Source organism: Martinezella rhizogenes, from assembly GCF_027460065.1.
Taxonomy (GTDB): Bacteria; Pseudomonadota; Alphaproteobacteria; order Rhizobiales; family Rhizobiaceae; genus Agrobacterium; species Agrobacterium rhizogenes_C.
On the sequence record NZ_JAPYZZ010000011.1, the window covers coordinates 117539 to 138968 of the forward strand.

The 21430-nt window shown below is 59.4% G+C and carries 21 protein-coding genes; 13 read left to right on the forward strand and 8 right to left on the reverse strand.

Features of this window, described 5'->3' with window-relative positions; genetic code table 11:
• Nucleotides 1-13: 13 nt before the first annotated feature.
• Nucleotides 14-1054, forward strand: a complete 1041-nt coding sequence (locus O8B93_RS17605) for a DUF2332 domain-containing protein (protein ID WP_269711210.1) — start codon at nt 14-16, stop codon at nt 1052-1054.
• On the opposite strand, the gene O8B93_RS17610 is transcribed toward O8B93_RS17605, so the two are convergent.
• Genes O8B93_RS17610 through O8B93_RS17630 form a run of 5 tightly spaced genes read right to left on the reverse strand, consistent with a single transcriptional unit; the run spans nt 1051 to nt 6544 of the window.
• Nucleotides 1051-1605 carry a sarcosine oxidase subunit gamma gene (locus O8B93_RS17610; protein ID WP_269711211.1) on the reverse strand — a complete coding sequence of 185 codons (555 nt, stop codon included), beginning with the start codon at nt 1603-1605 and terminating at the stop codon, nt 1051-1053. The genes O8B93_RS17605 and O8B93_RS17610 overlap by 4 nt on opposite strands.
• On the reverse strand, nt 1598-4558 hold the full coding sequence (locus tag O8B93_RS17615; RefSeq protein WP_269711212.1) for a sarcosine oxidase subunit alpha: 2961 nt from the start codon (nt 4556-4558) through the stop codon (nt 1598-1600). The genes O8B93_RS17610 and O8B93_RS17615 overlap by 8 nt, the downstream gene beginning before the upstream one ends.
• The gene (locus tag O8B93_RS17620; protein ID WP_003508553.1) at nt 4555-4869 is read right to left on the reverse strand and encodes a sarcosine oxidase subunit delta; all 315 of its coding nucleotides are present in this window, start codon (nt 4867-4869) and stop codon (nt 4555-4557) included. Before O8B93_RS17620 ends, O8B93_RS17615 begins: the two co-directional genes overlap by 4 nt.
• Before the next feature lie 11 nt (nt 4870-4880).
• The gene (locus tag O8B93_RS17625) at nt 4881-5291 is read right to left on the reverse strand and encodes a hypothetical protein (RefSeq protein ID WP_269711214.1); all 411 of its coding nucleotides are present in this window, start codon (nt 5289-5291) and stop codon (nt 4881-4883) included.
• A complete protein-coding gene (locus tag O8B93_RS17630; protein ID WP_003522141.1) occupies nt 5291-6544 on the reverse strand; it encodes a sarcosine oxidase subunit beta family protein in 1254 nt (417 codons plus the stop codon). The genes O8B93_RS17625 and O8B93_RS17630 overlap by 1 nt, the downstream gene beginning before the upstream one ends.
• Before the next feature lie 316 nt (nt 6545-6860).
• Here O8B93_RS17630 and rpsU point away from each other — a divergent pair, with 316 nt between their 5' ends.
• Both rpsU and O8B93_RS17640 read left to right on the forward strand, forming a co-directional pair.
• Complete coding sequence (gene rpsU / locus O8B93_RS17635; RefSeq protein ID WP_006313768.1) at nt 6861-7088, forward strand: 30S ribosomal protein S21; 228 nt, start codon at nt 6861-6863, stop codon at nt 7086-7088.
• A 135-nt stretch (nt 7089-7223) separates the two neighbouring features.
• Nucleotides 7224-8120: a tetratricopeptide repeat protein gene (locus O8B93_RS17640; protein ID WP_174011070.1), complete on the forward strand. Its 897-nt coding sequence runs from the start codon at nt 7224-7226 to the stop codon at nt 8118-8120.
• Nucleotides 8121-8192: 72 nt separating this feature from the next.
• Here the strand turns inward: O8B93_RS17640 and O8B93_RS17645 are convergent, their stop codons facing one another.
• Entirely contained in the window at nt 8193-8459 is a 267-nt protein-coding gene (locus O8B93_RS17645) for a DUF6074 family protein (protein ID WP_269711217.1), read from the reverse strand.
• 343 nt (nt 8460-8802) lie between these two features.
• On the opposite strand from O8B93_RS17645, the gene O8B93_RS17650 reads away from it, so the two are divergent.
• Nucleotides 8803-9081 (forward strand): exopolysaccharide production repressor protein, encoded by a 279-nt coding sequence (locus O8B93_RS17650; RefSeq protein WP_269711268.1) that lies wholly within the window; start codon nt 8803-8805, stop codon nt 9079-9081.
• A gap of 109 nt (nt 9082-9190) precedes the next feature.
• Nucleotides 9191-10180: a glycosyltransferase family 2 protein gene (locus tag O8B93_RS17655; RefSeq protein WP_269711218.1), complete on the forward strand. Its 990-nt coding sequence runs from the start codon at nt 9191-9193 to the stop codon at nt 10178-10180.
• A 190-nt stretch (nt 10181-10370) separates the two neighbouring features.
• Here O8B93_RS17655 and O8B93_RS17660 read toward each other — a convergent pair whose 3' ends face one another.
• Nucleotides 10371-11324 carry a polysaccharide pyruvyl transferase family protein gene (locus O8B93_RS17660; protein ID WP_269711220.1) on the reverse strand — a complete coding sequence of 318 codons (954 nt, stop codon included), beginning with the start codon at nt 11322-11324 and terminating at the stop codon, nt 10371-10373.
• Between the two features lie 51 nt (nt 11325-11375).
• Nucleotides 11376-12341 (reverse strand): glycosyltransferase family A protein, encoded by a 966-nt coding sequence (locus O8B93_RS17665; RefSeq protein ID WP_269711221.1) that lies wholly within the window; start codon nt 12339-12341, stop codon nt 11376-11378.
• Between the two features lie 117 nt (nt 12342-12458).
• Here O8B93_RS17665 and O8B93_RS17670 point away from each other — a divergent pair, with 117 nt between their 5' ends.
• The 8 genes from O8B93_RS17670 (at nt 12459) to O8B93_RS17705 (ending at nt 21423) form a co-directional block, all read left to right on the forward strand.
• Nucleotides 12459-13937, forward strand: a complete 1479-nt coding sequence (locus O8B93_RS17670; RefSeq protein WP_269711222.1) for a lipopolysaccharide biosynthesis protein — start codon at nt 12459-12461, stop codon at nt 13935-13937.
• A gap of 371 nt (nt 13938-14308) precedes the next feature.
• Entirely contained in the window at nt 14309-15457 is a 1149-nt protein-coding gene (locus O8B93_RS17675) for an acyltransferase family protein (protein WP_269711223.1), read from the forward strand.
• Between the two features lie 4 nt (nt 15458-15461).
• Complete coding sequence (exoK, locus tag O8B93_RS17680) at nt 15462-16253, forward strand: endo-1,3-1,4-beta-glycanase ExoK (RefSeq protein ID WP_269711224.1); 792 nt, start codon at nt 15462-15464, stop codon at nt 16251-16253.
• 61 nt (nt 16254-16314) lie between these two features.
• Entirely contained in the window at nt 16315-17496 is a 1182-nt protein-coding gene (locus O8B93_RS17685) for a glycosyltransferase family protein (protein ID WP_269711225.1), read from the forward strand.
• 17 nt (nt 17497-17513) lie between these two features.
• Nucleotides 17514-18512: a glycosyltransferase family 2 protein gene (locus O8B93_RS17690; protein ID WP_269711226.1), complete on the forward strand. Its 999-nt coding sequence runs from the start codon at nt 17514-17516 to the stop codon at nt 18510-18512.
• Nucleotides 18509-19453, forward strand: coding sequence for a glycosyltransferase family 2 protein (locus O8B93_RS17695; protein WP_269711227.1), 945 nt, complete (start codon nt 18509-18511; stop codon nt 19451-19453). Before O8B93_RS17690 ends, O8B93_RS17695 begins: the two co-directional genes overlap by 4 nt.
• Nucleotides 19453-20433: a glycosyltransferase family 2 protein gene (locus tag O8B93_RS17700; protein ID WP_269711228.1), complete on the forward strand. Its 981-nt coding sequence runs from the start codon at nt 19453-19455 to the stop codon at nt 20431-20433. Before O8B93_RS17695 ends, O8B93_RS17700 begins: the two co-directional genes overlap by 1 nt.
• Before the next feature lie 84 nt (nt 20434-20517).
• Nucleotides 20518-21423 (forward strand): UTP--glucose-1-phosphate uridylyltransferase, encoded by a 906-nt coding sequence (locus O8B93_RS17705; protein ID WP_269711229.1) that lies wholly within the window; start codon nt 20518-20520, stop codon nt 21421-21423.
• Nucleotides 21424-21430: the final 7 nt, after the last annotated feature.

The following is a 21430-nucleotide window of genomic DNA, read 5'->3' on the forward strand; positions in this document are numbered from 1 at the left end:
AGGGAGAGACCGCATGCATGACGAAGCCGTAAGGAATGCGTTTCTCGTGCAGGCAAAAGCCTGTGACAGCCTCGGCTCTCCCTTTACCGCACGGCTTTGTCGCGCCGTGGCCGCAAGGCTCGACCGCCAGACGGAAGTCGGCGAGACAATCCTGTCCTGGCCCGGCGATGTCGGCCCATCCGGTGATTCCGTTCCCCTGCGGCTGGCGGGTGCGCTGCATGCGCTGGCCATCAAGGAAAAGATCGCGCCGCTTGTCGATATTGCGCCCGATGACCAGGATGCGCTGTGGCAGGCCTGTGCCAGCGCCCTGCGTTTCCATCAGGTCTTCATCCTCGAAAGGCTGAAATCACCACCGCAGACCAACGAAGTCCGCCGTTCAGCCGTACTGTTGCCGGGCTTTCTTTCAATTGCCGAGCGCACCGGCAAGCCGCTCGTACTCTCCGAGGTGGGAGCGAGCGCCGGGCTCAACCTGCAATTCGACCGATACCGCTATCGTCTCGGTGATTTTGCATGGGGGGAACAATCCGATGTCTTCCAGTCGCCGGAATGGCGCGGCAGCGCACCGCCGGATGGGCGGATCGAGGTCATCGAACGCGCCGGATGCGATCTCAACCCGCTCGACCCCTCTTCGTCCGAAGACCGCTTGCGGCTGATGTCCTATATCTGGGCCGACCAGACCGACAGGTTGGAGCGCACCGCGGCGGCGTTACGGATCGCGGTGGAGAACGGCCTGCAGGTGGAAAAAGCCGATGCGATCGACTGGCTGAAACGCCGCCTTTTCATGCAATATACTGGTGCGACCCATGTGGTCTATCACTCCATCGCCTGGCAATATCTGCCGGATGCCCTGAAACAGGCGGGCGAGGCATTGATTACCGAGGCTGGCGCCCGCGCCACGCCGGAGGCCCCGCTTGCCCGCCTGCAAATGGAGGCAGATGCGACACCCGGTGGTGCCGCCATTACCCTGCAAACCTGGCCGACCGGTGAGAAACAGGAGATCGGCCGGGCCGATTTCCATGGTCGATGGGTCGAATGGCGGGGGTGGAGGCGCTAAACCGCCACGTCGGCCGCCGCTTCCTGCAGCAGCCCGCCGACATATTCGGCAAAGGAGCGCCAGCATTCCACCCGGAACGTATCATCCGCCGTGCGCAACAACACCACTTCGGCCTTACCGAAAACCGTGCGCGAGCAGGCGCCCACCGGGAACCGCGCCGGAGACAGGTCTTGCGGGCAGCCGGCATTGAGTGCTGCTTCCGCGCCGGGGCCGGAAACGATGACCGCCGTGTTGCGGTGGGAAACATCGGTTGCGGAAAACAACCCGGAGACGCCGGCAAGCGCCGCCATCAGGTCGCTTTCGCCCTGATCGATCACCAGCCACTCATCCGGGCCGAGCCACAGAGTGGAGCGCAGGCCCGACGTGACGGAGCCTTTCGGGCTGGTGGGGAGCGCAAGGCCGAGTGCTTCCGAGAGGGCCGGCACGGCGCTTTCCCGCGCCCGCAACGACAGCCGCGAGGCGGAAGCGGCGGGTTTCAGCGAAACGAAAGGCGAGCCGCCGTGGAAATCCTCGAGCACGGATTTGCGTTTTGCGTGCAGCATGTCAGCCATTGAGACGGGCTCCTTCCTTGTCGAGGAAGACCATGTCGGTCACTTCGACGGCAATGGTTTTGTCGGCAAGCGGAATATAGAGCGTTTCGCCCATGCGCGCCCTGCCATCTGCCACCAGCGCAAAAGCAATGGAATGGCCGAGATTTTCCGACCAATAGGCCGAGGTGACATGGCCGAGCATGGTCATCGGCTTCGGCTGGTTCGGATCGGCGACGATCTGGCCGCCTTCGTCTGGCACGGTCAGCCTATCCTTCGTCTTCAGACCGACGAGCTGCTTGCGGCCGCTTCTTGTAAGATCGATGCGTTTCAGGCCGCGAATGCCGACGAAATCCGTCTTCTTCTTGGAAACGGCCCAGGCGAGCCCGGCATCGTCAGGTGTCACCGTGCCGTCCGTATCCTGACCGACGATGATATAGCCCTTTTCCGCACGCAGGATATGCATGGTCTCGGTGCCGTAAAGGCAACCGCCCACGGCTTCCGCCCTGTCGCGGATAGCGGACCAGACGGCAGTGCCGTAATCGGCCGGCACATTGATTTCGAAACCGAGTTCGCCGGTGAAGGAGACGCGGAAAAGCCGCGTCGGCACGCCGCAGAATTTACCCTCGGCCACCGCCATATGCGGGAAGGCTTCCGGCGACAGATCGATACCTTCGACGAAGGGCGCGATCACCTCGCGTGCCTTCGGCCCCTGCACGGCAATGACTGCCCATTGTTCGGTCGCCGAGGTGAGCCAGACGTTGAGATCGGGGAATTCGGTCTGGAGATAATCTTCCATGTGCTGGAGCACACGCGGCGCGCCGCCTGTCGTCGTCGTCACATGGAAACGGTCCTCGGCCAGACGCCCGACAACGCCGTCATCGTAAACGAAGCCGTCTTCGCGGGTCATGATGCCATAACGGCAGCGGCCGGGTTTCAGCGTATCCCAGGCATTGGTGTAGATGAGGTTCAGGAACTTCGCCGCGTCCGGGCCGACCACTTCGATCTTGCCGAGTGTCGAGGCGTCGAACACGCCGACGCTCTCACGCACCGTCTTGCATTCACGGTTGATCGCCTCATGCATGTCCTCGCCAGCGCGGGGGAAGAACCAGGCGCGTTTCCAGTTGCCGACATCTTCGAATACCGCGCCGGCCGCCAGTTCTGCCTCATGCATCGGCGTCTTGCGGGCCGGGTCGAACAACGCACCGCGCGAATGGTTGACGATCGTGCCGAAGGTAACAGGCGTATAGGGCTGGCGGAAGGTGGTGAGACCGACCTTGGGCAAATCCCGACCGAGCGCTTCGGAGGCGATGGCAAGGCCATGCATGTTCGACATCTTGCCCTGATCGGACGCCATGCCATTGGTGGTGAAGCGCTTGATGTGCTCGACGGAATGCATGCCCTCGCGTACGGCAAGGCGGATATCCTTGGCACAGACATCGTGCTGGAAATCGATGAAGGCCTTGACCCCGGTGGCCTCACCCGCGCCTTCGGCCGCACCGATCATGCCACCCGTCCATGCCCGAGTATTTTCGCCGGAGAATTCCACCGAACCGCCGCCGGCAGCGGCCGCTTCGGCAATGATCGCGGCAAGATCATCCGTGCCGTTGCAGGCGCCGATGGAAACGCAGTTCTGCACATGGATATCAGGCAGGAAACGCTGGTTAGCCGCGTCAAACTTCAGCTTGCCGCGCGATTGTGAGAAGAGATGCACCGATGGCGTCCATCCAGCGGAAACCACAAGCGCATCGATGGCGATCTTGCGCTTGTTCGACCCGCCATTGCGGCCAACCGTCATGGAAGAGACGCGCAGGCGGCCGGCGGTGTTGTAAACGCTGTGGCCTGCCAGCACCTCGATGCCGCGCGCCCGCGCCTCGTCCAGCAGGCGCTGATCCGGGTGCTCGCGGCAATCGACGATGGCGGCGATCTTCACGCCGGCCTTTTTCAGGTCGAAGGCTGTCTCATAGGCCGAATCATGGGCGGTGTAGACACCGACATTATGGCCGACGGAGACGCCGTACTGGTTGAGATAGGTGCGGGCAGCAGCAGCCAGCATGATGCCCGGCCGGTCGTTGTTAGCAAAGACCATATGGCGCTCGATTGCGCCCGCCGCAAGCACGACCTTTTTCGCGCGCACCTGCCACAGCCGCTCGCGCGGCTGGTGTCTGGCCGGCGTGGCGAGATGATCGGTAACGCGCTCCGCCAGCGCCACGAAATTGTGGTTGTAATAACCAAAGGCCGTCGTGCGTGTCAGAACCCGCACATTGGGCATCGCTTGCAGCTCGGCGAGAACCTTCTGCGCCCATTCGTAACCGGGCAGACCGTCGATCACCGCGCCGGTATCGAAGCGCAGCGCGCCGCCGACTTCGGCATTCTCATCCACCAGAATGACGCTGGCGCCGGTTTTCGCCGCCGACAGCGCCGCCGTCAGGCCGGCAACGCCGGCACCGGCGACCAGAACGTCGCAATGGGCATAACGGCCGGAATAATGATCCGCATCCGGTTCGCTCGGCGCCTTGCCGAGACCGGCGGCACGGCGGATCAGCGGTTCGTAAATCTTGTGCCAGGCGGCCTTTGGCCACATGAAGGTCTTATAATAAAAACCGGCCGCGAACATCGGCGACAGGAGGTCGTTGATGGCGCTCAGATCGAAGGACAACGACGGGAAACGGTTCTGCGAGGCAATGATGGCGCCGTCGAACACTTCCTGCACCGTGGCGCGTACATTGGGCTGCTTGCGCAGGCTGTCTCGTGACACGTCGATCAGCGCGTTCGGCTCTTCCGGTCCGGCGGACAGGAAACCACGCGGACGGTGATATTTGAACGAGCGGCCGACCAGATGCACGCCATTGGCCAGAAGCGCTGACGCAACGGTATCGCCCTCCAGCGCCGGATAAATCTTGCCGTCGAAGGTGAAACGCGCGGTTCTGGCCGGGGTGAGGCGGCCGGCGCCCTTGATACGATAGTCGCCGCTCATTGTCCGGCTCCCTTTTCTGCGGAAAGGACCGTCTCAGTATCCGGTTTGGGTTCGCCGGCCTTGTAGGTCATCAGGAATTTATCGCTGACGGAATCGCGGGCGGCGTTGAAGAAACGGCCGCAGCCGTGAATGTGACGCCAGCGCTCGAAAACGAGGCCCTTGTCATTGTCGCGAATGAAGAAATACTCCGCGAAGGCCTCGTCGGAAATATCGGCGATGTTTTCCGGCCGGGCGATATGGGCTTCGCCCGCCCAGCGGAATTCCAGTTCGGAACGGTCTTCCCCGCAATAGGGGCAATGGATCAGAAGCATCGTCGCTCCACCTAGAGAGAATTTTCCGGAAGTATCGTTCCGGCGGGTTGGTCACATAGCCGCTTCCCCATGGCTACGAAGGGGGAAAGCCGCTTTAAAAGCTGCTCGAAATTATCGAAGGGGCGCAGCGCCGAGGCCCGGCCCATATTAACGATGGCAACCGCCATCATGTCGGTGTCTATCGCGAAGGGATAGTCCTGCTCGCCATCCTCCTTCTCGCCGACAAAATAAACCATCTTGTTCGCGAGACTTGGAGCACAAAGAAGCAGGCCTTTTTCCGCCATGAAAGGCCAGTCTTTCTCGCCCTGCATCTTCTGGATTTTCTGGCTGCGAAAATCCTGTACCTCGGGAATGACGCTGCCGACGGGCACGGCCGCGGCCGCGCCTGATATGTTGATCGCAAGCATGGCCGCCGCCAGCATCAATGCGCTACCGCGGCAGCGGCAGCCTCGTCGATCAGCCTGCCGGTGCGGAACCGGTCGAGCGTCAGGCCAGCTGCCAGGCGATGCGGTTCGCCGCGGGCGATGAGATGCGCAAAGAGATTGGCCGAACCCGGCGTTGCCTTGAAGCCGCCCGTACCCCAGCCGCAATTGACAAAGAGGTTCGGCACCGGCGTCACGCTCTGGATGGCGGAACGATCAGGTGTGTTGTCGGTGATGCCGCCCCATTGGCGCATCATCTTCACGCGCCGGAAAATCGGGAAGAGCTCGCAGATGGCGTCGAGCGTATGGGTGATGATCTGCAGACCGCCAGTCTGGGAATAGGAATTATACTGGTCCGTGCCGGCACCAATCACCAGCTCGCCCTTGTCGGACTGCGAAATATAGGCATGTACCGTGTTGGACATGACAACGCATGGGAAGATCGGCTTCAGCGGTTCCGACACCAGCGCCTGCAACGGATTGGAATGCAGGGGAACGCGCACGTCAGCCATTTTCATGATGACGGAGGAGTGGCCGGCGGCGGAAACGCCGATTTTCTTCGCGCCTATGAAACCGCGATTGGTCTCGACGCCCGTCACTGCCCCGTCAGGTCCACGACGAATGCCCGTGACCTCGCAGTTCTGGATGATGTGCACGCCGCGGTCGGAGGCCGCGCGCGCATAACCCCAGGCCACCGCATCGTGGCGCGCCGTGCCGCCGCGGCGCTGGAGTGCTGCACCGTTGATCGGATAACGCGCATTGCCTGATATATCGAGCGGCGGGCAATAGGCTTTCGCCTGCTCCGGCGTCAGCCACTCATTGTCGATGCCGTAAAGACGGTTGGCATTGATATGGCGGCTGAAGGATTGCCGGTCGTGAATATTGTGCGACAGCATCATCACGCCGCGCGCCGAATACATGACGTTATAATTGAGATCCTGGCTCAGGCCTTCCCACAGTTTCAGGGAATGCTCGTAAATATCCATGCTCTCTTCATAGAGATAGTTGGAGCGGATGATGGTGGTGTTGCGGCCGGTATTGCCGCCGCCAAGCCAGCCTTTTTCCAGAACCGCGACATTGGTGATGCCGTGTTCCTTGGCCAGATAATAGGCAGCGCCCAGCCCGTGGCCGCCGCCGCCGATGATGATGACATCATAATCCTTGCGCGGCTCGGGTGAGGCCCATTGCGCATCCCACCCCTTATGACCCCTGAGCGCCTCACGCGCCACGGCAAAAACGGAATATTTGCGCATTCGCAGTCTGCTCCTCAAGAACCGGCCAGAGGCCGTAAACATACGCCCGGCCCGTATCATACACATGGCAAATCGGGATGGGAGGCAATATTCATTTTGCGACGTCGCAATGATTTTGTTTCGACATTGCGGGAAGAATGCTGGACACGCCGCATTTTGCCGGTGGATTATGCGCGACCCGCTGGACTTGCTGCAAATGATCTGATATTGCACGTCACCAATCGCCCGGCTCGCCAGCTGGACGGACCATTTTTGTTTGCGTGCGAATGCCTTTATTCGCACAGCAAGATAACCAAACTAAAGGAACGGGTTTAACGTGCAGGTACTAGTCCGCGACAATAACGTTGATCAGGCGCTCCGCGCCCTGAAGAAAAAGATGCAGCGCGAAGGCATTTTCCGTGAAATGAAGATGCGCGATTATTACGAAAAGCCCTCCCAGAAGCGCGCTCGCGAAAAGGCTGAAGCCGTTCGCCGCGTTCGCAAGCTGGCACGCAAGCGTGCGCAGCGCGAAGGTCTGATTGCGGCCCCGCGCGCGAGCCGTTAATAGGCCGTCTTTTGGACGTTTTTGAATGCTTGTTGGGCGGGGGCGATCAATTCGCCACCGCTCTTTGTGTTTGTGGCCGGAGACAAATCGTGGGACAACGATTATGAGACCGGCCTGCGAGGGAACCCACACCGAATGATCGCTGTCGACGCCTGTGTTGTGAAAAACTCCGATGCCTCCACGCGCCGGGTGCCATTGAAAAACAACAGAGGGTTTCGCGCTTCTCTGGTCATCTGCACCGTGCTTGCCGGCCTTTCCGGCTGTGCGACATCCAACCAAACGGAAGATGTGTTCAGGATCGACCGCGCCCAGGGCTCGCAGGAAAACATCGCCTCGCTCACCTCGGTCATCAACGCCAATCCGCAGGATCCGGAAGGTTACAATGTCCGTGGCTCGGCTTATGGCCGCGCCGGCGATTCGCGCCGCGCCATCGAGGACTTCAACAAGGCGCTGCAGCTGAACCCGCGCTTTTACCAGGCCTATGCCAACCGCGCGCTCGTTTACCGCAATAGCGGACAGCAGCAGCAGGCCCTGCAGGACTACAACGCTGCCCTGCAGATCAATGCGAGCTATGATGTGGCATTGATCGGCCGCGGTAATCTTTACCGCCAGTCCGGCCGCGTCAACGAAGCCTTCAACGATTTCTCCCGCGCCATCGAGCTGGAAACCACCGATGGACGCGCATGGCACAATCGCGGCCTGATCTACCAGCTGCGCAACCAGCACGCCCAGGCGATCGAGGACTTCTCCAAGGCAATCTCGCTGTCGTCGACATCGCCCGAGCCCTATAATGGCCGCGGCCTTTCTTATGTCGCGCTGAACGACGACGAAAATGCCTTTGCCGATTTCAACCACGCCATTTCGCTTGACGACAAGGTGGCGGAATCCTGGGCCAATCAGGCGCTGGTCTATGAGCGCCGCGGTGACATGGCCAAGGCCGCAAAGTCCTATTCGCACGCAGCGCGGCTGGACCCGAAATACAAGCCGGCGCTTGACGGCGTTGCACGCACGCGCGGCGCCAGCGCGTCCTGATCAAACAGGCACGAATAAAAAAGCCGGCGGGTGTCTCACCCGCCGGCTTTTTTAATGGCACCGAAAGCGCCTTCAATGGCTGTCGCGGCGCGCTTCGTGTGTGGCGTCGCCCGCCCACAATTCCGCCTGCACCGCGTTTTGAAACTCCATGACCTCGCGCCGCATGGCGGCGTCCTCATAACCAAGCGCCATCAGGCGGGCGGCCAGCTCACGGCACTCCGTACGCCAGAAATCATTCGCCTCCACACCATGCAGCCGGTCGAGCATGGTTGCACATCGTTTTACGTCGGCAATGCGGTTCTTTGCCGGAAAGGCGATTACTTCTGAACTCGTTGTCACGCGGGCACCTTGCTCTTGCTGAGGAATCAATACCGACTTTTTAAAGGCGAGATGGTTAACGAAGTCTGCAGAGGGCGTAAGACAGCCGGTAATCGCTGCATGAGAACGATTTCATGCCCCTCAGAAGCATGAAACCACGTTATGCGGCAGCCCCGATTGGGGGGAAGTCACCGATTACCAAGGAATTTACCAATCCAGATTACCGAAATTTCATGCGGCTGGAGTTAGAAGAAGTATATATGTGTGTTGAAACAACACCGGTCTCATCGTATATTTCTTGCAAAGAAAAAAAATGCCGCAGCGCAGCCAAAAACGGAGAAATCGTTCTCGGGAGGAGAGCACCATGTATGCACCTCGTGTTTTTTTCAGCATGATCGGTGCATTGCTTGCTTTTGCGGTTGCCACATACTTCATCCACGGATCGTTCTATACGGCCTTCATCCAGACCCTCATCTGTGCCGTCATTCTGCAAGTCGGTTATTTTATTGGTATTCTGGTTCTTGTCAGCAGGGAAAAACGGCGGATGCGAGAAACCTTCTCGCTGGATCGTAACGCCGAGACAATGACGACGGACACGGTCAAAAGCGCCCCGCCGCACGGTGCCAAACTGACCGATATGTGAGCTTTTAAGAAGATTCATTTATTGCGTCGCAAAAAATCGCTTGCATCCACACCCATGACACTTTCTGCTGGCCAAATCCTGACGGTTGGTCAAAGCAGAAGGACAACACATGGTGAGTGGTTCACAGCCCATTTGCGTCATCATCGCTGCGAAAAACGCATCCGAAACAATCGATATCGCCATTCGCTCCGCACTTGTGGAACCTGAAGTCGGCGAGGTCGTGGTGATCGACGACGGTTCGACCGATACGACAAGCGATGTGGCCCATGCTGCGGATGACGGCACGGGGCGGCTCCGGGTTGTGCGATTCGACGTCAATCGTGGTCCTTCGGCTGCGCGCAACCATGCAATCTCGATTTCCTCTGCCCCGCTCATCAGCATTCTCGATGCGGACGATTTCTTTTTCCGCGGTCGTTTTGCCGCCATGCTGGCCGATGACGAATGGGACCTGGTGGCCGATAATATTGCCTTCATCCAGCAATCGGTTCCCGGCGCATCCTCCATGCAGCCGGCCCGCTTCGAACCGCAGGCAAGGTATCTGTCGCTCACGGAATTCGTGGAGGGCAATATTTCCAGACCCGGTGTGGAACGCGGAGAAACCGGGTTTCTGAAACCGGTGATACGCCGCGCTTTTCTGGACAAACATGCGCTGCGTTATGATGAGGGCCTGCGACTCGGCGAGGATTACGAACTTTACGTGCGGGCTCTTGCCGCCGGCGCGCGTTACAAGGTTATCCGCCATTGCGGTTACGGCGCAATCGTTCGCGGCAACTCCCTGAGCGGCCGCCATCGCACGGAAGATCTTCGTCGTTTATACGAGGCGGATAAGGCCATTCTGGCCGGCTGCCAGCTATCCGCCGAGGAAAAGGCGATCCTGCGCGAGCATGAAAAACACATCCGCGCCAAATTCGAGCTTCGCCATTTTCTCGATGCAAAAAAGCAGAAAGGCATGGGCGGCGCGCTGAGCCATGCGCTTACGCGACTGCCGGCCCTGCCCGCCATCACGCGCGGCATCTGGAGCGACAAGACTGCCCGCTTCCGGAAAACGCCGCCGGTGCGGGATGTGCGTTATCTGCTGGATGGCACGCTGGTTTCGTGAGGGAAAAGGCGACCTCCGCCAATTTCTCACCGTCATCCTCGGGCTTGTCCCGAGGATCTACTCACGTATCGTATGATCGGTCGGTTGCAGATGCTCGGGACAGGCCCGAGCATGACGATAGAGACCCTAGAGGATGGCCATCCTCAAGAGAAGGCGGCAGAAAACTCCCTGCCGCATCCACTCTTCACCCTCACAGATAATCCCGCTTCACCGTTTCCAGAACGGCGGCGAAACGCTCTTTGCGCTCCTCCAACCGGCCATCCGGGCTGAGGCGCGGTTCTGCGCGGCTTGCCTGCCAGAGTGCCAGCGTGGAAGGTGCGGCCAGCACCTGCTTGGCCAGTTTGCGCAACGACCGGGACTGGGTTTCCTGCGGCCGCACCAGTACATCACCCTCATGCGCCGGGACGGAACCGGTCTCGGCAATGACAGGGGCTGACGGCGACGGGAAACTCATGCCCCAGAAACGCGACCCCTTTTTCGCGGCCTCGGCGCGGGTGGAGACCGGAACATAACGCGGCTGATAGTCTACACCCACGCTGCCGGCCCAGTCGCTCCATTTGAAGCTGTTGATCGACGGCGAGGTGCTGACCGCGACCCACGGCACGCGGAAGGCATCGGCAAGGATTGCGCCGTGCATGGATTCGGCCACGATGAATTCCGACTGGGCGATGGCGCGGATAACCGCTTTCGCCTCGCCACGCGGGTCGAGATAGGTCAACCCCGCCGGTTCGCACACGGTTTCCCACATGCCGAATTCCGCCGATTCCCAATGGGGAACGAAGGTCTTCTTGTAAAGCTTGGGCAGACCTTTGAAGTCTGGCATCTCGGTGACCATGACGGCCGGATCGACGATGCCCTTTTCGGGCGCAAGCCCCAGCTTGGCCGCGGTTTTTTCGCCACGCACGCAACGGATATCCCAGAACTCGGTGCTGGTATCCGGCACCGCGCCATAACCATAACCGCTGCCGATCACCAGCTTGCGCTGTTTTCCGGGCAGAAGAACATCGTTCAGGACAGTGCCGACGCCGACCAGCATGACGTCGTCATGCACATCGCGAAGGCCGGGGAGCAGAAAATCCCACAGCCACAGGTTGAGATCGTCACCAAAATTTCCATGATGAGATTCCCAGTGGTAAGGTTTCATGAGGTCACTCCTGGGTAAAAAACATATAAATTCTTGCGGGCGAGAATTCGCTCATCTCGAGCGGACGATTTTTCCCGCACCGAGTTCGAAAGCGGCGCGCAGCAGTGCGGGATCACGCATCGCCCATTTGAACAGCAGCCCGAATTGGGGTGCCCTGCGCCGTTTCAGATTGCCCGCCTGACTCCACAGCGCCTGTTTACGGGCCGTGTTTTTATAGGAAGCGATAGACGCCACATCGGCCGGTCGGCGTGAAAAACGCCCCTCCAGCGTATCGAGCGCCACCCAGGTATTGAACTGCTGGCGCAGGAATTCCGGCGAGGTATTGTCGATGCTGTGGAAGATATTGACGCCCATCCCGCGCATTGCACCGGCATCGTCACATAGAAGCGTGCGCTTCGATGCAAGGATGCAATCACAGAAAAACAGAACATCTTCCGCCGCCAGACGAAGCGCCGGATCGAAGCGGATCTTTTCAAAAAGAGGCCGTCCGATCACCATGCAGGAGAGATGCAGGAAGCTCCAGTTGCGCAGCATGACGCTGGCGAGATCCGGCAGTTCGATCACCAGCGGCTTCTCGGAAAGCCTTGCCGCACCCTCATTCTTCTCCAGCTCGGAAATGGCGAAATGATAATAAAATTCGTCACTTGCCTGCATGGATGCCCAGTAGCACTCGCCGCCATAGGTCTTGAGAGAGAAGGCCGCATTGCGCAGATGGTCGGGTGTCCACATATCGTCGGAATCGAGAAAGGCGACATAGTCGGTGCCATCAGGCACATGGTCGAGACCGGTGTTGCGCGCACCGCCCGGGCCGGCATTGGCCTGTTTAATGACGATAATCCGGTCTTTCTGTTCTTGCGAAAGTTCCGCAAGTTCCTTGTCGATCGGGTATGGCGATTCGTCATCGACGATGACAAGATCGAAGTCTTGGTAAGTCTGCGCAAAAACCGATGCGAGTGCACGTCCCAAGACACCGTGCTGCTTTTGGTAATAGGGAATGACGACAGTAAATCTTGCCATTGTTTCGCCCCTTGCGTTGATCAAGAAGTGTCGGGCCCGATCCTAAAAGCGGCCCCGATGGTATCGGCAACTCCCAACCGGCTTCCTCCCGCCGGCCTCCAGAAACAGGATGCTTGTATGCCCCCAGCGCCAAATGTAAAGACCATCACCACGAATGTCGGCTGGAGCGTTTTATCAAAAACAGGGACATTCGGGCTTAAGTTTGTCACGGTCCCCATCCTCGCACGTCTCCTCTCTCCGGAAGAATTCGGGGTGGTGGCGGTAGGACTAACGGTTGTACAGTTCCTGACCATGATCGCCGGCGCGGGACTGACCTCGGCGCTGATCGTCGAGAAGGAAGAGGATATGGAGACGATCCATACCGTCTTCTGGGCCAATCTGGCGATTTCCTGCACCATGGCCGCCGTGCTCTACATCTTCGCGGAATTTTTCGGCGGGCTGCTGGGAGCGGTGGAAAGCGCTTACCTGCTGCGCATCATGGCCTTCCTCATTCCGCTGCAGCTGGCCGGCGATGTCGCCTATTCGCTCTTGGCCCGGCGCATGAATTTCAGCAAGGACGCCGTGTGGAGCATGGCTTCGGAAAGCATTGCGGCAGTCGTTGCCGTGGCTCTGGCGCTTCTCGGCTTCGGCGTCTGGGCGCTCATCATCCAGCTTTTTGCCGCGGCCCTCATCCGGCTTATCGGTCTTTATGCCGTCTCGCGCTATTGCCCGCGTTTCGTCATGAAACCGCGCCGGCTGGTGCCGCTTCTCGGCTTCAGCTCCGGGCTGATGGGCTCGGAAATCGCCAATTTCGTTACCTTCCAGTCACCGATGGTGGTGATCGCCCGGCATCTCGGCCTTGCCGATGCCGGCGCCTATTCCGCCTCCAACCGTTTTGCGAGCATCCCCAATCAGGTGGTTCTGTCGGCCGTCATGGGTGTTCTGTTTCCGGCCTTCAGCCGCATGATGGACGATCCCCAGCGCCGCCGCGATGCCCTGATGTTCAGCACGCAGGTGCTGACCGTGCTGCTCGCGCCGATGATGTTCGGCCTCTGGGCCGTGGCCGAACCGGCCATGCTTGTCATCTTCGGGCAGAACTGGGCCTATGCCTGGCCGGTTCTCGGTCTTCTTGCCCTTTCCAAGGCCATTCTCACACCCTGCAGTACCTTCATCCCCTATCTCAAAGGGGCTGGTTACGGCCGCGTGCTTTTCTGGTCGGCGACGGTCCGCGCTATCGTCACCACGGTTGCGGTGTGGCTCGCCGCCCTTTATGGCACGCTGATCGACGCCATGGTGTGGCTCTGCATCGTCAATGCGGTGACGCTGGTCGCCTATTCCTGGGCCGTATTCAAGGCAAGCGACACGCCGTTTTTCCGCGGCCTCTATGTCAGCAGCAGGCCGATGATCGCGGCGCTGATCATGGCCGTTGCGGTGCGTTATCTGCTTCACGCCCTTTCCGGTCATATCCCGAGCGCCAGCCTCCAGGTCCTCGTCGGCGCTGCCGTGGGTGGCGTCATCTATGGCGTCCTGATCCTGCTGACCGAACGGGCGCTGCTTGGAAAAATCCTTGGAATGGTGAAGTCACGGCGCATGCGCGACACCGCAACCCAAGGTTAGAAATTTACTCGGAAAATACGCCTCATTTCCGCCGTTAACCGGTCCTTACCGCGGCAACCCCCTCCGCCGCGGCAAGGCCGGACACCGCTGTTTTTGCAGCGCAGCATCACGGCAAATGACAATTCCACACAGTTCAGAGATTTTTAACGACGGCTAAATTTCAAAAAAATCATTTAATTTCATTTACTTGACTTTTCATGACGACAAAAATGGCTAAAACGCCAGACATTCACCCGCAAAATCTAAGCTTGTGTTTTTCCCGCGTCGCCACATTTTATCCCAAAGTCGAAACCAGACTTTCCAGTGCGGGCTTAAGTTCGCTCTGGTTGCAACGCGGCGTGGGGAGACGCCGCCCAATAGGGGTGACTGATGTGACTGTCGATCAGAACCTATCCTCCCGTATCAATTTGATGCGCATATTGCTGATATCGGGGATCGTGTTCGTTCATGTGCCGCACGATGCCGAAACCAGCCCGTTTCTCGGCCTATACGGCTTCTTCGACTGGCTGCGGGTTTTCCTCGGCGATGCGCTGTTCCGCATCGGCGTGCCCTGTCTCAGCGCCATTTCCGGTTACCTGCTGTTTCGTCGCGGCATGAGCAGTTTCGATTATCCGGCGACGATCCGTTCCAAGTCTAAAACCGTGCTTTTACCCTTCCTGCTGTGGAATGGTGCGCTGTTTGCCGTTGTGCTGCTGGTACAGCTGTTCGATGTCGGCGTGGGTTATTTCCCCGATCTCTGGAACGCCAGCCCGCGTGAAATCATCAGCCACGGAACGGCGCTCGAGGAGCTGCCGGTGAATGTGCCGCTGTATTTCCTGCGTGATCTTTTCGTCTGTATCCTGCTGTCGCCGGTGCTCGCCTTTCTGATGCGCCGTTTCGCGCTGCCGACGCTGGCGATCCTGCTCATCATCACCGCCATGCCAGATCTCACGATCTTTATCGTCCAGAAAAAATCCATCCTCTTCAGCTTTTCGCTCGGCATTGCGCTCGCGCTGCACCGGGTCGATGTCAAGGCGCTCGATCCCTATGCCCTGCCGATCATGGTGCTGACCTTCGCCGCCTCCGCCATGCTGGCGACCTGCCTTTATTTCACCGGCCCGGAATTCACCTTCTGGCTCAACATGTCGCGCAATCTGCTCGCGGTCTTCGGCGCGCTCGGTTTCTGGGTCTCTTCCTCCCTCCTGATCCGCAGCCGGCTTGGCCAGCGGCTTGCCGACACCGGCAGCCTGAGTTTCTGGATTTTCTGCGCCCACTATCCGTTGCTCGTCATCATGTGGATGGTTTGGAACAAGGGCGGACCGGATTTCTATCCCGCCTTCTATATCAGCGCGACACTTTCCGCCTTCGTCATTCTGGTGATCAGCAACGCCCAGATCCGCAAATACCTGCCAGCCATTTATGGCGTACTGACGGGAAGCCGTAACAGCAAACGCAAAACGCAAGCCGATTTTGCAGCCAAACGGAGTTCCATCATCGGCCCGCCCACATCCGAAACGCTTTATTCGCAACGACAGAGGTGAACCAATGACAACATTTGTCACCCGCGTTCAGACACGCATTTTTCTTGCCGCAGCCCTTTCGGCCACGGCTTTCGCAACACCGATGCACGCGCAGGAAGGCAACGGCACGTCCTTCATCGAGAACTTCGATCAGATGGACAGAAGCTTCTGGTATGTTTCCGACGGCTGGAACAACGGCGCGCATCAAAATTGTACCTGGTCGAAGAAACTGGCGACCGTGGAAAACGGCCAGCTGACGCTCGGTTTCGAGGAGGCCAAGGCCGGCGAGCGCAATTTCGCCTGCGGTGAAATCCAGACCAAGGGGCGTTATCGTTACGGCACCTATGAAGCCCGCATGAAGGCCGCCACCGGCTCTGGCCTGAACTCCGCGTTCTTCACCTATATCGGCCCGACCGACAAGAAACCGCACGATGAAATCGACTTCGAGGTTCTGGGCAAAAATACCGGTAAGGTGCAGCTCAACCAGTATATTTCCGCCAAGGGCGGCAATGAGAAGCTGGTGCCTGTGGAAGGCGGCGCCGATGCCGGCTTTAACGACTACGCTTTCGTCTGGGAGCCGCAGCGCCTGCGTTATTACGTCAACGGCAAGCTCGTCCATGAGGTGACGGACGAGTCGAAAATCCCGCAAAACGCCCAGAAGATTTTCTTCAGCCTGTGGGGCACCGACACGCTGAAAGACTGGATGGGTAAGTTTTCTTACGCCGGACCATCACAGATGATCGTTGATCGTTTTGCCTTCACGGCGCTCGGCGACAAGTGCCAGTTCCCGGAATCCATCGCCTGCGCCCTCAACTGATTTTTTTGAACCAAAACGTCATTCGCGGCGTCTCTGACGCATGAACCAACCGGACCCTTGCATGACCCATGTTGTATATCTCGCGCATGATCTGTCGGACCCCGCCATTCGCCGGCGGGTGCTGACCCTGCTTGCGGGCGGGGCGCGGGTCACACTGGCGGGTTTCCGGCGTGGGCAGAACCGGCTGGCGGAGATCGAAGGCGTCGTACCCGTTGTACTCGGGGAGACCGCCGACGGGCAGTTTCTGCAGCGCATGGCGGCGGTGGCGAAAGCCAGCCTTTCGCTCGGCAAAACATTGAGCGGCATCCCCACCCCCGATGTCATTCTTGCCAGAAACCTCGAAATGCTGGCTCTGGCAAAGCGCGCCATGTCGATCTACTCCGGGCAGCCGGCGCTGGTTTACGAATGTCTCGACATTCACCGCCTGCTTCTGAACGAAGGCAAACCCGGGCAGATGCTCAATGCAGCGCAGCGTTATTTCGCCCGCGACGCCAAGCTGCTGATGACGAGTTCTCCGGCCTTCGTCGAGCATTATTTCAAGCCCGTCTCCGGCCTCGGCCTTCCCGTCCTTTTGCAGGAAAACAAGGTGCTGGCGCTCGACGCCACCTTTACTGTCACGCCGCAACCACGCGCACCCGCCCCCGGCGAGCCGTGGAAAATCGGCTGGTTCGGCGCGCTTCGTTGCCGCAAATCGCTCGAAATCCTCGCCGACTTTGCCCGCCGCATGGAAGGCGGGGTCGAAATCATCCTGCGCGGCCGGCCGGCCTATTCGGAGTTTGCGGACTTCGACGGTTTCTTGGCCGCCGCCCCGCATCTGCATTTCCATGGGCCTTACAAGAACCCCGAGGATCTCGCCGCCATCTACAACGAGGTGCAGTTCACCTGGGCGATCGATTTTTTCGAGGAGGGCCAGAATTCCAGCTGGCTGCTGCCCAACCGGCTTTATGAGGGCTGCCTTTATGGCACCCTGCCGATTGCGCTTGCCGGCACGGAAACCTCCCGTTTCATTGAAAAACGCGATATCGGTTTTGTCCTGCAAAATGCACGCCCGGACGAACTCGCCGCTCTGTTCGGCCAGATGACGCCGCAAACCTATGCGGACGCCTTTAACACCCTTTCGGCCCTCGACAGGAAACAATGGCTGACGGACCGCGACGATTGCCGTCAGCTGGTGCAGCACTTGTCCTCGCTTTCCAAATCCGCTTCCGGCCATGCCCGTGAAGCGCAGTTTTCACCCGTGTAGTGCGTAGGGGGCAAATCATGGAAGGTCTTGGTCATTCCGGCATCAGAACGCTGATCGTCATTCCCTGCCTCAATGAGGCAAAGACGATCGAGGGGCTGCTTGTCAAATTCACCGGCGCGATGCAGGGGCGTCTTTTCCGCATCGTCGTTGCCGATGGCGGCAGCACGGACGGAACCCGCAATATCGTTTCCGCCTTCGCGGCGACGGACGACCGCGTCACGCTTCTCGCCAATCCGAAGCGCATTCAGAGCGCCGGCATCAATCTTGCGGTCGCCACCTTCGGCGAGGATTTCGACTACCTCATCCGCATCGACGCTCACGGCGATTATCCCGATGATTATTGCCAGCGGCTGATCGAGGATGCGGAGCGCACCGGCGCCGATTCCGTCGTCGTGGCCATGGATACGGTCGGCCACGGCCTGTTTCAGAAGGCAACGGCCATCGCCCAGAATTCCAAGCTCGGCAATGGCGGCTCCAAGCACCGTGAAGGTGCCAAAGGCCACTGGATCGACCATGGCCATCACGCATTGATGCGGATTGCCGCCTTCGATGCGGTCGGCGGTTATGACGAGAGCTTCAGCCATAATGAGGATGCCGAACTGGATTTCCGCCTGCGCAAATCCGGTTTCCGCATCTGGATGACCGACAAGACCCGCATGACCTATTACCCGCGCGCCAGTGTCATGCCGCTGTTCCGGCAATATCTCGCCTATGGTCGCGGCCGGGCGAAGAATTTGCTGAAACATCGCTCCATCCCGAAAATCCGTCAGATGATTCCGCTCGCGGTCCTGCCGGTCTTCGTGCTTGCACTGCTGTCGCTCGTGCATTGGGTGGCGCTTATTCCGCTTGGCCTCTGGATCGCCGCATGTGTGGGTTATGGCTTGTGGATGGCAATAGGTCAGAAAAATCCATACGGCCCGCTCGCCGCCTTTTCGGCAATGGTGATGCATCTGGCCTGGTCCACCGGCTTCTGGCTGGAACTCCTGAAATTCCGGGGAAGAAAGGCTGTCTCATGACCGACAACACCGTCACCCGCCCACATGATTCGAAAACCGTCGATATCGGCATCTGCACCTACAGACGCCCGGCGCTGGTTGCCACACTTCTGTCACTCTTCGAGCTCGACGTGCCGGAAGGCGTGAAAGTTCGCCTGATTGTTGCGGATAATGACGAGCAGCCGAGTGCCAAAGCGAGCGTCGATCGCCTGCGCGAAAGCGCGCCCTTCGAGATTACCTATGTGCATTGCCCGAAATCCAATATTTCGATTGCCCGCAATGCCTGCCTGTCGGAATGCAAGGCGGATTATCTGGCCTTTATCGATGATGACGAAACCGCCCCGCCGCATTGGCTGGCTGCCCTTCTGGAAAAGGCCGATGAAACCGGTGCGGAAACCGTTCTCGGCCCGGTGACGGCTGTCTACCGGGACAATGCACCGGGCTGGATGAAACGCGGCGATTTCCACTCGACCGTTCCGGTCTGGGTCAATGGCGAGATCATCACCGGTTATACCTGCAATACGCTGCTCAGGATGGAAGCGCCCGCGGTGAAGGGCCGGCGCTTCGCCCTGGCGCTCGGCCAGAGCGGCGGTGAAGACACGCATTTCTTCTCGCATCTTCACGCCGCCGGCGGCCGTATCGTCTTTGCGGAAGATGCCGTGCTGTCGGAGCCGGTTCCGGAAAACCGCGCGAGCTTCATATGGCTTGCCAAGCGCCGCTTCCGGTCCGGCCAGACCCATGGCCGCGTGCTGGCCGAGAAAAAGCCCGGTGCACGCCGCGTGGTGCAGGTCATCAAGGCTGGCGCAAAGGTACTTTATTGCGGTGTCTTTGCCGCGCTGAACGGTTTCAACGCCGTGCGCCGCAACCGTTATGCGCTGCGCGGCGCGTTGCATATGGGTTCGATGAGCGGCGCCTTCGGCGTGCGTGAAATCCGCCAATATGGTGCGGTGGAGGCGACCTGATGGAGAATCTCACCTCACCGCCCGATATCAGCTTCGTCATCGCCGCCTATAATGCCGCCGATACGATCGAAGCCGCCGTTCACAGCGCGCTCGACCAGCGGGGCGTGACGCTGGAGGTGATTGTCGTGGATGACCGTTCCGCCGACGATACCATCCCGTTCGTGGAGGCGATTGCCGCCATCGATCCGCGCGTCCGCCTGCTTGCGCTCGAAGAAAACCTCGGTCCGGGCGGTGCGCGCAATGCAGGCATCGAAGCCGCGACCGGACGCTGGATCGCCGTGCTCGATTCCGACGATGTCATACGTCCCGAGCGCTCCGCCTGCATGATGTGCCGGGCGGAAGCAGCCAATGCCGTCGTCGCGGTCGACAATCTCGATGTCGTCTACACCGACGGCAGGCCGATGGAGACGATGTTCCCGGAAGGATTTCTGGAGGAACGAGCGGTTCTCACGCTTGAGGACTTCATTTCCTCCAACATCCTGTTCCGTTCAACCTTCAATTTCGGTTACATGAAACCGATGTTCCGACGCGATTTCCTCAATGGCGAGGGGCTGCGCTTCCGCGAGGATATCCGCATCGGCGAGGACTATATCCTGCTCGCCTCGGCGCTCGCTGCCGGCGGTCTCTGCGTCATCGAACCGAAGCCGGGTTATATCTACAATATCCGCGAAGGCTCGATTTCGCGCGTGCTCGAACTTCATCACGTCGAGGCGATGATGCGGGCAGATCAGGAATTCCTGAGCCACTACACATTGCTGCCGGCCGCCATGGATGCGCAGCAGGCGAGAGCCCGCAGCCTGCGGCTGGCGCATAATTTTTTGACATTGGTGGAAAACATCAAGAGCCGCTCGGTACTCGGCGCCTTGAAGACCACGATCAGGGATCCTGCCGTACTGGGGCATTTGCGAATGCCCATTGCAGTGCGGCTGAGGAGGCTGCGGGACGCGATGTTTGCGCCTGCGGCAAAAATACAGGGGTGAGAAGGCAGATTTCGTGAAATTTGCGCGTGGACGAAATCTGCGCGGGGACTGGGGACAGATCAAACCTTGATGAAGGAGAACGCGATGGACCTGAACAGAACTGTCAGAAAAGCCGTCATTCCGGTAGCCGGTAACGGCACGCGGTTTTTGCCCGCCACCAAGGCGACGCCAAAGGAAATGCTGACGATCGTGGATCGTCCCGTTGTGCAATATGCCGTTGACGAGGCCATGCAGGCCGGCATCGAACACATTATTTTTGTCACGAGCCGCAACAAGACCGCCATCGAGGACTATTTCGACAGCGCACCCGAACTCATCAACACGCTCACTCGCTCCGGCAAGACCGTGCAGGTGCTGCAGCTGGAAAAGATGCTGCCGGTTGCCGGCACCGTCAGCTATACGCGCCAGCAGGTGCCACTCGGTCTCGGCCACGCCGTCTGGTGTGCGCGCGAACTGGTGGGCAAGGAACCCTTCGCCCTGCTTCTGCCTGACATGGTGTCCTATGGCGCACGCGGCTGCATTGCCGGGCTGATGGAACTTTACGACGAGGTTGGCGGCAATATTCTCGGTGTCGAGGAATGCCTGCCGGAAGAAGTCTCGTCCTATGGCGTCGTCGGCGTCGGCCAGAAGGTCAATCACGGCTTTTCCGTCACCGAAATGGTCGAAAAGCCGGAACCCTCGAAGGCGCCTTCGAATTATTACCTGAACGGTCGCTACATCCTGCAGCCGGAAATCTTCGATATTCTCGCCAGGCAGGAACGCGGCGCGGGCAATGAGATTCAGTTGACCGATGGCATGAAGCGACTTGCCGAAAAGCAGCCGTTCCACGCACAGAAATATTCGGGTCGCACCTTTGATTGCGGCAGCAAACAGGGCTTCATTGCCGCCAACGTCGCCTTCTCGCTGATGCGTTCGGATATGGAGGCCCAGGTCCTCGCTTCGGTGAAGGAACTGATCGCAAATCACGAAAGCCGCGTCCAGGCGGCCTGACGTTCAT